Source organism: Streptomyces sp. NPDC056222, from assembly GCF_042264065.1.
In the GTDB taxonomy this organism is placed as follows: Bacteria; Actinomycetota; Actinomycetes; order Streptomycetales; family Streptomycetaceae; genus Streptomyces.
Window position 1 is genome coordinate 191,621 of sequence record NZ_JBHJTL010000001.1, and the last position, 13,250, is coordinate 204,870.

General features: G+C 71.7%; 13 protein-coding genes. 7 read left to right on the forward strand and 6 right to left on the reverse strand.

Going from position 1 to position 13,250, the window contains the following annotated elements:
• Nucleotides 1–154: 154 nt before the first annotated feature.
• Nucleotides 155–1,429, reverse strand: coding sequence for an ABC transporter substrate-binding protein (locus ACFC0D_RS00875; protein ID WP_376430209.1), 1,275 nt, complete (start codon nt 1,427–1,429; stop codon nt 155–157).
• 123 nt (nt 1,430–1,552) lie between these two features.
• Between ACFC0D_RS00875 and ACFC0D_RS00880 the strand changes: the two genes are divergently transcribed.
• From ACFC0D_RS00880 to ACFC0D_RS00895, 4 genes are all read left to right on the forward strand, one after another.
• The gene (locus tag ACFC0D_RS00880; RefSeq protein ID WP_362364795.1) at nt 1,553–2,068 is read left to right on the forward strand and encodes a PadR family transcriptional regulator; all 516 of its coding nucleotides are present in this window, start codon (nt 1,553–1,555) and stop codon (nt 2,066–2,068) included.
• On the forward strand, nt 2,065–2,820 hold the full coding sequence (locus ACFC0D_RS00885; protein ID WP_376430212.1) for an ABC transporter ATP-binding protein: 756 nt from the start codon (nt 2,065–2,067) through the stop codon (nt 2,818–2,820). Before ACFC0D_RS00880 ends, ACFC0D_RS00885 begins: the two co-directional genes overlap by 4 nt.
• 3 nt (nt 2,821–2,823) lie before the next feature.
• Entirely contained in the window at nt 2,824–5,142 is a 2,319-nt protein-coding gene (locus tag ACFC0D_RS00890) for an FtsX-like permease family protein (RefSeq protein ID WP_376430213.1), read from the forward strand.
• 241 nt (nt 5,143–5,383) lie between these two features.
• Complete coding sequence (locus ACFC0D_RS00895; RefSeq protein WP_376430215.1) at nt 5,384–6,217, forward strand: universal stress protein; 834 nt, start codon at nt 5,384–5,386, stop codon at nt 6,215–6,217.
• Between the two features lie 84 nt (nt 6,218–6,301).
• Here ACFC0D_RS00895 and ACFC0D_RS00900 read toward each other — a convergent pair whose 3' ends face one another.
• From ACFC0D_RS00900 to ACFC0D_RS00915, 4 genes are read right to left on the reverse strand one after another with little or no spacing between them, the layout of a single operon-like run.
• Complete coding sequence (locus ACFC0D_RS00900) at nt 6,302–7,498, reverse strand: ABC transporter permease (protein ID WP_376430217.1); 1,197 nt, start codon at nt 7,496–7,498, stop codon at nt 6,302–6,304.
• Nucleotides 7,495–8,205 carry an ABC transporter ATP-binding protein gene (locus tag ACFC0D_RS00905; RefSeq protein ID WP_376430219.1) on the reverse strand — a complete coding sequence of 237 codons (711 nt, stop codon included), beginning with the start codon at nt 8,203–8,205 and terminating at the stop codon, nt 7,495–7,497. Before ACFC0D_RS00905 ends, ACFC0D_RS00900 begins: the two co-directional genes overlap by 4 nt.
• Nucleotides 8,202–9,284 (reverse strand): peptidoglycan-binding protein, encoded by a 1,083-nt coding sequence (locus tag ACFC0D_RS00910; protein WP_376430222.1) that lies wholly within the window; start codon nt 9,282–9,284, stop codon nt 8,202–8,204. Before ACFC0D_RS00910 ends, ACFC0D_RS00905 begins: the two co-directional genes overlap by 4 nt.
• A complete protein-coding gene (locus ACFC0D_RS00915; RefSeq protein WP_376430224.1) occupies nt 9,281–9,931 on the reverse strand; it encodes a hypothetical protein in 651 nt (216 codons plus the stop codon). Before ACFC0D_RS00915 ends, ACFC0D_RS00910 begins: the two co-directional genes overlap by 4 nt.
• 156 nt (nt 9,932–10,087) lie before the next feature.
• Between ACFC0D_RS00915 and ACFC0D_RS00920 the strand changes: the two genes are divergently transcribed.
• The 3 genes from ACFC0D_RS00920 to ACFC0D_RS00930 are packed head-to-tail and all read left to right on the forward strand — an operon-like array spanning nt 10,088 to nt 12,752.
• Entirely contained in the window at nt 10,088–10,777 is a 690-nt protein-coding gene (locus ACFC0D_RS00920; RefSeq protein ID WP_376430226.1) for a response regulator, read from the forward strand.
• Nucleotides 10,774–12,243 carry an ATP-binding protein gene (locus ACFC0D_RS00925; RefSeq protein ID WP_376430228.1) on the forward strand — a complete coding sequence of 490 codons (1,470 nt, stop codon included), beginning with the start codon at nt 10,774–10,776 and terminating at the stop codon, nt 12,241–12,243. The genes ACFC0D_RS00920 and ACFC0D_RS00925 overlap by 4 nt, the downstream gene beginning before the upstream one ends.
• 2 nt (nt 12,244–12,245) lie before the next feature.
• Nucleotides 12,246–12,752, forward strand: a complete 507-nt coding sequence (locus ACFC0D_RS00930; RefSeq protein WP_376430230.1) for a hypothetical protein — start codon at nt 12,246–12,248, stop codon at nt 12,750–12,752.
• A gap of 69 nt (nt 12,753–12,821) precedes the next feature.
• Here ACFC0D_RS00930 and ACFC0D_RS00935 read toward each other — a convergent pair whose 3' ends face one another.
• Entirely contained in the window at nt 12,822–13,214 is a 393-nt protein-coding gene (locus tag ACFC0D_RS00935; protein WP_376430232.1) for a hypothetical protein, read from the reverse strand.
• Nucleotides 13,215–13,250: the final 36 nt, after the last annotated feature.

The following is a 13,250-nucleotide window of genomic DNA, read 5'->3' on the forward strand; positions in this document are numbered from 1 at the left end:
GTGACGAGGGGGTGTCAACGAAGCTGCCGAAGAACAACGCTTGTTGGGAGAAAATGCCCTAGTTTGTCACGATATTCAGGGCGTGGCAGTCCACATGCTGATACCTAACAGGTAAGTAGGCGCCTTGGAGGCGGCGAGAGTGGTGAGGGAGGAGTCAGCGACGACGGGCGATGGCCGCGAGCTCGTCCGCGAGACGGCGCACCGCCGCCTCGGGCGTCTGGTGCTGCGCCATGGCGTCATGGGCCACGGCCTGCACGGCCAGGCTCACCTGCTCGTAGTGCGGGCTCTTGGGGCGCGGCGCTGCCGCGAGCACACTCGCCCGCAGTGCGGGCAGATACGGGAAGCGCGTCACCAGCGCCGGATCTTCGTACAGCGCGGCACGCACCGGCGGCAGGGCGCCCTCGCTCAGGACGCGGCGCTGCACCCGCTCGCTCGTGAGGTACGCGATCAGGTCGCGCGCCGACTCGGGGTGCTGGGCATGGCTGCTCACGGCCAGATTGGAGCCGCCCAGCACACTCGCGCCCGGCCCCCGGGGGCCCGGCAGCGGCACAGCGCCGAACTTTCCCGCGACTCTCGACTGCGCGCCGGAGGCGCCGGCGTACGCGTACGGCCAGTTGCGCAGGAAGAGCAGCCGGCCGTCCTGGAACGCCTGGCGGGACTCCTCCTCCTTGTACGTCAGGGCTTCCTTCGGTATCCAGCCGTCCCGCACACCCCTGGCGAGGAACCCCAGCCCTTCGCGAGCGGCCGCCGAGTCGACCGTGACCCGCTCGCCCTCGTCTCCGAGGACCGTCCCGCCCGCCGAGTACACCGCCTCGGCGGCGTTGACCGTCAGCCCCTCGTAGGGCAGGAACTGGCCCGCGTACCCGCCCAGGCCGTGTTTCGGCGCGATGGTGCGGGCCTGCCGCTCCAGCTCCGCCCACGTTCGCGGCGGGCGCTGCCCCTCGCGATCGAGCACGTCCTTGCGGTAGAAGAGCATCCCGGCGTTCGTCACATACGGGACCGCATACAGCCGTCCGTCGTACGTCGCGGTGTCCACCACGGGCGGCAGAAAGCTCTTCAGCGGGAACCGGCCCCGCTCCAGCGGCGCGATCCACCCCGCCGCGGCGAACTCCGACGTCCACGCCACATCGATGTTGAGCAGATCGAACCTGCCCTCGCCCGACCTCAGATCCGTGATCATCTGGGCCCGGGTCTCGTCGGCCGAATCCGGCAGCTCGACCAGGGTGACCTTCTCGGCCGGATGCGCGCGGTTCCAGCCCTCCAGGACGGAGGCGAGATAGCCGGTGAGATCACCGGCCGTGGCCAGAGTCATGGGGCCGCGTCCGCCCTCGCGCTCCGCGCTGCCCGACGGGGCGCCGGAGGCCATGTAACCCGTCAGTACGACAGCGAGAACCAGGAATCCCCTACCCGCGGCCCGTATCCACCGCATAGGTTCCTCCCAGAGCGCCGCGCCGTACACCTTCGTCCAGCAACAGGGCATGTATACCCGTTAGGCATGGGCGATACTAGAGCCCACATCACAACGGGAGCACGCCAAGGGAGGACAGTACGGGTGCGTCATCCCCTCCTCGCCCTCCTGGCCAGGGGCCCCGCCCACGGCTACGAGCTCAAGCAGGACCTTGAGCAACTGCTGGGCGCCGCGTACCCTCCCACCAACGTCGGCCAGATCTACGTCACGCTCGGCCGGCTGGAGAAATCCGGGCTGATCGAGGGCGAGGAGATCGCCCAGGAGAGCCGCCCCAACAAGAAGATCTACCGCCTCACCGACGCCGGGCAGGAAGCACTGCGCGCCTGGTTCGACGAGACGGCGGACGAACCGAGGGTCCGGGACGAGTTCTTCATGAAACTCGCCCTCGCCCCGCGCACCGGTCTCGCCGACCAGATCGCCCTCATCAACAAGCAGCGACGCGAGTACCTCACCACCATGCGCAACCTGTCCAAGCTGGCCGCCGCCGAAGACCGGGACAACCGCATAGCCCACCTGCTGATCGAAGGCGCCATGCTGCACCTCCAGGCCGACCTCGACTGGCTGGAGCGCTGCCAGGAGGAACTGGAGGAGCTGCAATGACGGACTCCGCCGTACCGGTGCCGCTGCTGCACGCGGAGCGCATCGTCAAGACCCACCACAGTGAGGGCGCGCCCGCCCACGCCGTGCGCGGCGTCGACCTGACCGTGCGCCGCGGCGAATTCGTCGCCGTCACCGGCCCCTCCGGCGCCGGCAAGTCCACCCTGCTGCACCTGCTCGGTGGCCTCCAGCGTCCCGACAGCGGCTCGCTCCTGCTCGACGGCGAGAGCACCGACGGCTGGTCCGAGGCCCGCTGGGCGGTGGAGCGACGCCGTCGCATCGGCATCGTCTTCCAGTTCTTCAACCTCGTCTCCAACCTCACCGTCGCCGACAACGTCGAACTGCCCGCCCTGCTGGCGGGCACCTCCGCCAAACAGGCCCGCGCCGAACGCGAGAAGCTCCTCGCCGAGCTGGGCCTCGAGAGCAAGGCCCGCAGCATGCCCGGCGAGCTGTCCGGCGGCGAACAGCAGCGCGTCGCCCTCGCCCGCGCCCTGGTCAACCAGCCGCGACTGCTCCTCGCCGACGAACCGGCCGGCAGCCTCGACAGCAAGGGCACCCGCGAGGTGATGCGGCAGCTCGCCGACTTCCACCAACGCGGCCAGACCATCGTGCTCGTCACCCACGACGCACGGCTCGCCAGCGCCGCGGACCGGGTGATCAGCTTCTTCGACGGCCGGATAGCCGACGACGTCGAACTGGGCGGTACGCCGCCGCGCGGCACCGGCCTCGCCGGCGTACTGGAACTGAAGGACTGACCCGTGCGGGCCATGCTGCGCTGGGCGCACGCCGATCTGCGCACCCACCGGGGCGAGGCGCTGTTCATGGTCGCCGCCACCGCCGGGATCGTCGCCTCCCTGCTGCTGGCCACCGCGCTCTTCGGCTACGCCACCAACCCCTGGCAGCGGGTCTTCACCCAGTCGCGTGGCGCTCACGTGTGGATCCACACCGGTCCCGCCGCCGACACCGGCTCCCTCACCTCCCTGGACGGCGTCGAGCAGCTCGCCGGCCCCTCCCGTACCGCGTCGGACAGTGTCACCTCCCGGGGCGCCCGCGCCGGCGTGGAACTGCGCGCCACCGGCACGGAGCCCCCGGCCACCGGGCGACCCGTGCTGACGTCGGGACGCTGGCTCGACGACGCCGTCCCCGACGGAGTCGTCCTGGAATCCGGTCTCGCCCGTGCCCTGTGGGCCGAACCCGGCGACCGCCTGACCCTGCCGAACGGCCGTACCCTGACCGTCCTCGGCGTCGCCGACAGCGCGGAGCCCCGTTACCGCCCCGGTGAGCGGCCCGGCACTGTCTGGGCCCTGCCGCGCGCGGTGCCGGACGGACGCGGCGGCGGCCAGGTCGTCGGACTGCGCCTCACCGACCCGGGCGACACCGACTACGCCGTCCAGCGCGCCGTCACCACGCTCGGCGCCGGCGCCGTCACCGACGTCTCCACCTGGCAGCAGGCCCGCGCCGAGGCGCAAGGCGACACCAAGCTGCTCGGCCAGGTCCTCGGGCTCTTCGGACTCGGCGCGCTGATCGCCGCCGCCCTCGCGGTGTTCGGCGCCATCAGTACCCGGGTGCGCGGCCATCTGCGGGACATCTCCGTCCTCAAGGCCATCGGCTTCACACCCGGCCAGGTCGTACGCGTCTTCCTCGTCCAGCACCTCGCCTTCGCCGTGCTCGGGGCGACCCTCGCCACGGCGGCCGTCCGGACGCTCGGCAACCGCCTGCCCGGCCGGCTCGGCGACGCCGTCGGTGTCTGGCAGGGACTCGAGGGCCACTCGGCGGCGCTGCTCGCGGTGCCCGTCACGGCGGTGCTGTTCATCGGAGCGGCCACCTGCCTCGCGGCGTGGCGGGCCGGACGCGTGGAGCCCGTACCCGTCGTCCCCGCCGCCGCGGCATCGGGCCGCCGGGGGGCTGCCCGCACGATGTCCGGGGGAGGACTGTCCCGCGCCGCCCGAGGCGCGCTCGGACTGCGCATGTCGCCCACCCTGGTCCTCGGCTGGCACAGGGCCTTCGGCCGGGGCCGGCGTGCCCCGGCCACCATCGTCCGCCTCGCCCTGCCGCTGCTGCTGATCACCGTCGCGCTCAGCGCCTGGACCACCATCGAACGCTTCGACAGCCGCCCCGAACAGCTCGGCCACGCCGCCGCGCTCACCGCCCGCCCCGCTGCGACGCTCACCGACCGCGAGGCCGCCGCGCTGCTGCAGGCCAACGACAAGATCACCGCCGCCCACCCCGGCCTGGAGGTCGCCGCACTGGTCCCCGGCCAGACCGGCACCATCGCGCTGCGCGGTCTCGGCACCCGCGACGAGCCCTACCCGTACACGATCGCCGAGGGCCGCCCCACTCAAGGCCCCGACGAGGCCGTCGCCGGCCAGGGCCTGCTCGACCTGCTGAACGTACGCGTCGGCGACTGGGTCCGTGTCACGGTCGGCGGCCACCCGCAGGTACTGCACCTCGTCGGCCGCAGCATCGAACCGGAGAACGGCGGCCGGGTCATCTCCACCTCGCTCGACACCCTGCGCGAGAACGACCCCGCCCTGAGCCCCACCCTCTACCAGCTCCGTCTCGAGCCCGGCGCCGACCCGCGCACCGTCCGCGCCGAACTCGCAGAGGCCTCCGGGGGCCACCTCGACATCCACGAGGTCACCACCCCCGCCGACCGGCTCTCCGCCCTGCGCGGCGTCGTCGTCGGCCTGATCACCGTCCTCGCCCTGATCGGCCTGACGGAACTGTCCACGGCGATCGGCGGGAGCATCCGCGACGGTGAACGCGACCTGCTGGCTCTGAAGGCCATCGGCCTCTCCCCGCGCCAGATCACCGCCGTCACCGTGACGGCCATCGGCTGCACAGCGCTCGCCGCCAACCTCGCCGCGACGGCCCTCGGTGTTCCCCTCGCTCACTGGCTGATCGACCACGAGGCACACACCACGGGCATCGGCTCCGGCATCGCCCAGGCCCCGCCCGCCGCATACCTCGTGGCCATGAGCGCCACCGCCGTCCTCGGCGCGATCGCCCTGACGGCCCTCCCCGCGTCCCGCGCGGCCCGCCGCCGCCTCGCGGACACCCTGAGCGCGGTCAGCTGACGTCCTGCAGGGTGCTGTCGCCGGGCCGCTTCGGACGGCGGTGGCGCGAGCGAGCTCGCGCATCCGATGTCTTGGCCTGTCGTCCGCCAGATGGGGCACTTCGGTGGCGTCGTGGAACGCGGTGCGCCGCGATGTCCGCAGCAACTCGGTAGCTTCCCGATCAGGCGCCCTCGCGCGTGGATGCCGAAGGGCTGCCCTTGTGACGGCCCGTTGATGACAGCCCCGAGGCGAGGAGAGCGGCGTGTCCCGACCGATCACTGTGGGAGTGGACGGCTCCGAAGGAAGTGTCGCGGCACTGGACTGGGCCGCCGACGAGGCGGCACTGAGCGGCAACGGCCTACGACTGGTCTACGCCACGCTGTGGGGGCAGCACCAGCTGCAGGCGGTCAAGGTGTCGCACGAGGACCGCGCCGGTGATGCGGAAGGTGTGCTCGCCGCGACCGAGCAGCGTGTCCGGGGCAGGCGACCGGACCTCGCCATGACCGCCGATGAGGTCGAGGACGCCCCCACCAACGTGCTGTTGGCCGCCGCTTCGGAGGCTGAACTGCTGGTCGTGGGGTCGCACGGGCTCGGCAGCGTCCGCGGCTTCATCGTCGGTTCGGTGGGTCAGGAGGTCGTCGCCGAGGCGACGCGTCCGGTGGTGCTGGTGCGCCCGGGGTACGGGGAGGACGAGTCCGGTGCCCGCGACCGGAAGGTGGTGCTCGGCCTGGATGTGAGCGAGGTGAAGAGTGAGCTGCTCGAGTTCGCGTTCGGCTTCGCGGGGCGGCATGGCGCCCCGCTGCGGATCGTGAACACGTGGCACCACCCGTTTCACCACAAAGTCGCAACCGACGCCGACATGGCGTCGGCGCTGTCGAGCGCGGTACGCCCCTTCCGGGACAAGTACCCGGCGGTGGAGGTCTCCGAGGTGTCCGCTCCCGGGCGGGCCGCCGAGCACCTCGTCGAGGCCGGGTCGGAGGCGAGCCTCGTCGTCGTCGGCCGGCGCAGGGCGGCCAAGGGCTCCCATATCGGATCGGTCACCCATGCCGTGATCCACCACGCCTCCTGTCCTGTCGCCGTGGTGCCGCACACCTGAGGGAGCACGGCGCGGTCACGCCCTTGCCTGCACCGACGGCGTCGATCAGCGGCGGACCCGGGCGACCCGTACGATCCACGCCGCTCACGTCGCGTTCAGCGCCCTGGTCGGATCGAGCCGGGAGGCACGAACGGCGGGGTAGAGGCCGGCCAGGGCGCCGACGAGGAGGGTGATGACGAGGCTGCCGACCAGGGACCAGGGCGGGACGACGGCCGTCCAGCGCTGGGCGAGGGCGAAGGCGTAGGTCGCGGCGGAGCCCAGGGCCGACCCGGCAAGACCGCCGAGGGCGGACAGGAGGAGCGATTCGGTGAGGAACTGGAGACGGATCGCGTTGCGGGTGGCGCCGAGGGCACGGCGCAGCCCGATCTCCTGACGGCGTTCGAGCACGGAGATGACCATGGTGTTGGCGACACCGACACCACCGACCAGCAGGGCCACCGCGCCCAGGCCGAGCATGAGGGTGGTGAGGCCCTGGTCGGTGGCCGCCTTCGCGGCGAGTGCGTCGGAGGGACGGCTGACCTTGACTCCGGACGGGTTGCCGGGGTTGACGGTGCGGGCGAGCACGCTGCGGACGTCGTCCACCGAGCTGTCGGTGGAGCGTTCGAACAACGTGGTCGGGTGGCCGTCGAAGGCGAAGTGGTGCTCGGCGGCGGGGAAGCCGACGAGCGCGACCCGGTCCAGGGCGGGAACCAGCTCGATCGGCTCGAGGATGCCGACGACCACGACGTACTCGCTGTTCATCATGATCTTCTCGCCGGGTTCGCTGATGCCCAGGCGCTCGGCGGCGATCGCGCCGAGGACGGTCACCGGCAGGTGTTCGTTAGCCGTGTTCAGCCACACCCCCTTGCCGACGGTCCCGCCCAGCGCGGCGAGCAGGTCGGGGCGGGCGGCCTGGGCGGTGACGCCCGCCGACCGCTCCTCGGGCACGGCGTCGCTGCGGCGGATCCGGGCGTCGACGTTGCCGGTGGCCGTCGCATGCTCCACGGGTCCGATGCGTTCGACCATCGCGACCGCGTTCTTGGGCAGCTTGACTTCCTGTCCGAGCGGATCCTTCCCGGCTTCCGCGGTGAGCAGGTTGGTGCCCAGGCGGTCGAGGCGGCTCAGCAGGTCGGCCCGGCTCGAGGTGGAGAGGCCGACGACGGCGACCATGGTCGCGATGCCGATGGCGATGCCGAGCGCGGAGAGGACGACCCGGGCTCGGCGGGCCCGCAGGCCGACCCCTCCCGTGCGCAGGATGTCGGCGGGTGAGAGACGAGCCGGTCGGAGTCGGGCCGAGGTCATGAGAACTCCCTGGGTGGGGCGGGGGCATGGGAGTCGGAGACCACACCGCCGTCGCGGAAGCGCACCCGACGAGGCAGGGCGTCGGCGATCTCGTTGTCGTGGGTGATGACGCAGATGGTGGTGCCCGCGGTGTTCAGTTCGTACAGCAGCTCCATGACGATCGCACCGGAGGCGGTGTCCAACGCGCCGGTCGGTTCGTCGGCGAGCAGCAGGTCCGGCTCACCCACGAGCGCGCGGGCGATGGCGACCCGCTGTCTCTCGCCACCGGAGAGTTCGGGGGGCCGGTGGCTCAGGCGATGGCCGAGCCGCACCCGCTCCAGTGCGGTACGGGCCCGGGCCCGGCGTTCCTTCAGGGGAACGCCGGCGTACAGCAGCCCGTCGGAGACGTTGTCGACCGCGTCCCGGCCGGGGGCCAGGTGGAAGTGCTGGAAGACGAAGCCGATGTGTTGGGCGCGCAACGCGGACAGCTGGGCGTCGGTCAGGGTGCCCACCTCGTGTCCGGCCACCCGGACGGTGCCGGAGGTCGGCCGGTCCAGGGTGCCGATGATGTTGAGCATGGTGGATTTGCCGGAGCCCGACGGTCCGACGATGGCGAGGAGTTCGCCCGCCCCGACGGTCAGATCGATGTCGCGCAGCGCGTGCACCGGGCCGGGGTACGTCTTGGACGCACCTCGCAGCTCGATCACGGGAGTGGGTTCCTCGTTCACGGCGCCGCGGCCCCCACCGTCAGTCCCTCGCGCAGGTCCGGGCCGCTGACCTCTATCCTGCCGTCGGCGGTCATACCGGTGTCGACGCGCACCAGGCGGGTGCTGGTGCCCTGGACGAGCTGGAGACCGTATCCGCCGTTCTCGCCCCGCAGCGCCACGATCGCCTCGACGGGCACGACGAGCACGCCCTTGCGGGCTTCGCTGACGAACTTCACGCTCGCGGTCGCCCTGGCGTCCTCGGCGCCGACCGCCGATGCGGCACCGTCGAGGGTCACCTCGACGGTGATCCCGTTCTGGCCTGCCGCGCCGGAGCCCTCCGTGGGCCCCGCTGCCTCGGGCCGGGCCGTTCCGGTCACCTTCCCGGGGACGGCCCTCCCGCTCGGGAGCGTCACCTCGACCCGGGTGCCCGGCGCGGTCAGCGCTACGTCGGTCTGCTCCAGGGCCGCCCGTACGACCGGCTTGGTCGAGGCGATCGTGAGGACCGGCCGGTCCGGGCCGACCTGGTCGGCGAGCGCGGCGTCCACCGAGACGATCTTGACCTGATCGGGCTGGAACACCACGTCGCCCTTGCCGACCCGTCCGGTCGGCTCCCGGTTCAGGGACTTCTGCCATTGCCTGACGGCGCTCTCCGTGGCTGCGTCGTACCGGGGGTCGACGTACAGGCCGCGGCCGAACCCGAGGTCGCGCAGATTGCGCTCCAGCTGGAGGACATCGGTGCCCCGGTCGCCGGGCTTCATCTCGCGGAACATCGGCACCTGCCCGTACAGCAGAGTGACCGGCTTGTCGTTCAGCTCGTACAGCGCCCGGCCCCGCGTCACGGTCCGGCTCTCCTCGGCCGCGACCGTGATCGTGCCCTCGACGGCGGATTTGACCGCGCGCCGGCCGGCGAAGTCGAGACGCCCGTCGACCGTCTTGCTCTGCACAAGGTCGGTGCGGACGATGGTGGCGGTGGCCGGTGGCAGATCCGCGGCCTTGCGGTTCGCGTCCGCGTCGCCCTGACCGATCACCAGCAGTCCGGCGCCCGCGGCGGCGGTCGCGGCCAGTGTCCCGCCCGTGACGAGAAGCGTGCGGCGCCTCATCCCTGCATCCCGTCCAGGCCGTCGAGCAGCTTGTCCTCGCAGGCCGTGCTCGCGCGCTTGTACGCCGGCGAGTCCCGGTCGAACGAAGGACTCGCGGGGTTGGGGTCGCCGCCGGGGATCACATTGCCGCCGGACATCGTCGGGTTCTGGAACGCGGAGACTCCGTTGTCGCGCATGCACTGGGCGTGGGCGAGCATCGACTCGTACTCCTTCTGCGCGTCCCGCTCGGGCTCCAACGCCATCGCGTCGGTCAGCTCGGTGGCGCACACGCCCTTCTTGCCGCCCTTGGCTGCCTCCGGGTGGTCCGCGCCGAGTTCGTCGATCTTCGTCCAGTCCAGGTAACCGCTCAGCTTGGGGTCGGGGAAGTCCTTGACGCCGCCCTTGCCGCGCATGCACCGCACATACGTCATCTGCGCGTCGTAGAAGGCGCCCTTGCCCCCGGCCGCGGGCTGCTCGCCACCAGGGGCCGAGGTCTCCTCGGCTTGGCTCGACGGCGTGCCGGGGAGCGAAGCGACGCCTTCGTCCTTCGCTCCGCCACCGGATCCGCAGGCGACGGTGAGGGCGAGCAGGGGAGCGGCGATCAGGGTGGTGATCCGCAGCCGCGCGGTGAAAGGGGAAAGGGCGGCGGACATGGTCGGAGAGGTCATGGGGAGGACTGTCCGGGACGGACATGATGGTCTCTGCGCAGCCGTTCGATGAGCAGGTAACGGCACATGATGAACCCGTAACAAAGCACGTCGACCTTGGCTTCAGCGCCATCGGCGGTGGCCTGCGGGCAGGATTCCTCGCCCATAATCGACCGCATGCCCCATGTGCTTCTCATCGAGGACGACGCCGCCGTACGCGACGGCATGGAACTCGTACTGCGTCGGCACGGTTACGCGGTCGATGTGGCGGCCACCGGTGAAGAGGCCCTCTCCCTCCTCGACGGGCCCGCCGGGGAGGCCGTCGAGCTCGCCGTCCTCGACCTCATGCTGCCCGGCATGGACGGCTTCGAGGTCTGCCGCCGGATCCGCGCCCGCTCGACGATTCCGGTCATCATGCTCACCGCCCGAGGCGACGACTCCGACATCGTCCGGGGCCTGGAGGCGGGCGCCGACGACTACGTGGTCAAGCCCGTCACGGCCCCCGTCCTGGAGGCCCGTATCAAGGCGGCGCTGCGCCGCGCCGAGTCGCTCCCCGCGGGGGCGGAGCGGGAGGAACACGCCGGCCTGGTCCTGGACCGGGCGGGGCTGACCGTGACCAAGCGGGGCATGCCGGTCGCTCTGCCGCCCACCGAACTGCGGCTGCTGCTCGAACTCGCCGCCTCACCCGGCCGCGTCCTCACCCGGGACCAGCTCCTTGAGCGGGTCTGGGACCACGACTTCCTGGGAGACTCCCGCTTGGTCGACGCCGCGGTGGGACGGCTGCGTTCCAAGATCGAGGACACACCGGCACGCCCCCGATACATCCAGACGGTCCGCGGCTTCGGCTACCGCTTCGGGCCGATATGAGCCGCACCTCCGCCGCTCCGAGCCGCACGTCGTCGTGGCGTCGGTGGCCGGGCAGCCTGCGGACCCGGCTGGTCGTCACCTTCGTCCTCGTCGCCTTGACCGGGTCCGCGACCGCGACCGCGCTTGCCTACCGGGAGGCCCGCACCGCCGTCCTGAAACGGGCGCAGGACTCCTTCCAGCAGAAGTTCCGCGACCGCGTCGGCGCCGTCACCCCCGACTTCGATCTGCCGCCGACGAAGGAGACGCTCACCGGTCTCGCGACCCGCGTCTCCGAGGGACTCGACGGCGCACCTGTCGTGGTCACCCGCTACCGCGAGCTCACGGGCACGTCGGACGAGTTGGCCGACACCTCCCGGATCACCCCCCGGCTGAGTGACGCGGTCCGCACCCGGAGCGCCATGAGTTTCCAGCGGGTCAGCCATCAGGGCACCCCCTACCTGGTCGTCGGCACCCCCGTCACCTTTGCCGACGACGATCGCGCCTCGGGCCTCGAGGTCTTCGCCGTCACATCGCTCCGCCCCGAGCAGGACGACACGGCCGCCCTGCTGTCCGCGGTGCGCGACGGGGTGGTCCCGGTGGTGCTGCTCGCGGCCGTCCTCGCACTGCTCTCCGCGCGCACCGTGCTGCGCCCCGTACGCGACCTGGGCCGCGCCACGCGCAGGCTCGCCGAAGGGGACCTGTCGATCAGGGTCACGGTCAAGGGGCGGGACGAACTCGCCAATCTGGCACAGGACTTCAACGAGACCGCCGACGAACTGCAGTCCTCCGTGGCGGAGCTGCGCGAGCAGGAGGAACGGGCGAAGCGTTTCGTCGCCGACGTCTCCCACGAGCTGCGCACCCCGCTCGCCGCGATGACGATGATGGCGACCGTCCTCGACGAGGACGCCGAGCATCTCCCGCCCGACACGGCCAGAGCCGCCCGGACGATCAGCGCGGAGACCACGAAGCTGTCCCGGCTCGTCGAGGACCTGATGGAGATGTCCCGCTTCGACTCCGGCGCCGCCCGCCTGAACCTTGTGGACACCGACTTTGCCGAGACGATCCGTGACACGTTGAGGATGCGCGGCTGGGCGGACGCGGTCGATGTCCACCTGCCCGGGCCCGTACGCGTACGGGTGGACCGTCGTCGCGTCGACGTCGTGCTGGCCAACCTCGTCGGCAACGCCCTGCGGCACGGAGCACCACCGGTCACTGTGGTGCTCGCCACGAGTTCGGACGAGGTCACCGTCCAGGTCGAGGACAGCGGCCCCGGACTGCGCGCGGAAGCGCTCACGCACGTCTTCGATCGTTTCTACAAGGCCGACTCCGCCCGCACCCGCTCGGACGGCAGCGGCCTCGGCACCGCCATCGCGCTGGAGAACGCCCGCCTCCACGGTGGCACCATCGAGGCCGCGAACCGGGCGGCAGGCGGTGCAGTCTTCACCCTGCGGCTGCCGCTGCGCCGCGCCGAGAGGGACTCCCTGTGATCATGAAGCCCTCCCCGCGTGCCGCCCTGCCCGGCATCGCGCTGCTTCTCGCCCTGGCCGGCTGCGGAGTGCAGCCCAGCGGTGTGATCCAGGCAGGCCAGCCCGCGACCGGTCTCACGAAGGGGCTGCGGCTGTACTTCGTCTCGGGGTCGGGCCGCCTCGAAGGGGTCTCTCGGCCCCACGCGGAGATCACCGAGCTGAAGGCCGCGGTGAAGCTCCTGGCCGAGGGCCCCACCGAAGCCGAACAGCAACGCGGACTCACCAGCCTGGCCACCGGCTTCTCCTACGACGTCACGGCGAAGGGAGCCCGAGTGACGGTACGTTCTCCGGACGCGACCTTTGCCGGCAGCCGTCGCGACGATCTTGTCAACGGCCAGCTCGTCTGCACCCTCGCCCGAGCCCAGTCCCTCATCGACCCGAGCGTCCGTCCGGACGACGTGCAGGTCACACTCGCCGGAAACGCGAAGCCCCTGGGGCCCTACCGGTGCTCGCAGTTCCTCACTCCGTAGCGCCGCCTCGGCTCAGCCTCGCGTCGCCGCTCGTGACCCGCGAGGCCCGCCGCGTCCGGGGTGGGCCCTTCAGACCCGTGCTCGTCGTCGCGCGCCCTGGCCGCTCGCGAGGAGCGCCTCCGTGATGAGGCGGACACCGCGTGCCAGGCGGCTCAGTTGCTCCAGTTCGACGGCGTACAGCCTGATCGTGCTCTCGATCGTGGGGTCGGACACGCCCAGCGTGGGCAGCTCCGCTCGGCAGGTCTGCATCGCCACCCGCACCGCACGGATCTCGTGCTCGATCTGCAGCTGGGCGTGACGGGCCAGGAGAACGGGCTGGCGCGTGAGGGTGGTGTAACCGCCGTACCGGGCCGGCAGGAGGTCTCGCAGCCAGCGTACGGCCGTACTTTCCCAATCGCGGTGGCCGGGGGTCGTGACCGAGTACGGCCAGTCGGCGCTGACCGGAGGGCGGTGATGGGACACGTTGTCGCCTTAGGGAGGGGCCTGTGCGGAGGGGTG

Coding starts and splice junctions, on each gene's coding strand:
- ACFC0D_RS00875 (WP_376430209.1), bottom strand. CDS start 1,429: ATGCGGTGGATACGGGCCGCGGGTAGGGGATTCCTGGTTCTCGCTGTC.
- ACFC0D_RS00885 (WP_376430212.1), top strand. CDS start 2,065: ATGACGGACTCCGCCGTACCGGTGCCGCTGCTGCACGCGGAGCGCATC.
- ACFC0D_RS00900 (WP_376430217.1), bottom strand. CDS start 7,498: ATGACCTCGGCCCGACTCCGACCGGCTCGTCTCTCACCCGCCGACATC.
- ACFC0D_RS00910 (WP_376430222.1), bottom strand. CDS start 9,284: ATGAGGCGCCGCACGCTTCTCGTCACGGGCGGGACACTGGCCGCGACC.
- ACFC0D_RS00915 (WP_376430224.1), bottom strand. CDS start 9,931: ATGACCTCTCCGACCATGTCCGCCGCCCTTTCCCCTTTCACCGCGCGG.
- ACFC0D_RS00920 (WP_376430226.1), top strand. CDS start 10,088: ATGCCCCATGTGCTTCTCATCGAGGACGACGCCGCCGTACGCGACGGC.
- ACFC0D_RS00925 (WP_376430228.1), top strand. CDS start 10,774: ATGAGCCGCACCTCCGCCGCTCCGAGCCGCACGTCGTCGTGGCGTCGG.
- ACFC0D_RS00930 (WP_376430230.1), top strand. CDS start 12,246: ATGAAGCCCTCCCCGCGTGCCGCCCTGCCCGGCATCGCGCTGCTTCTC.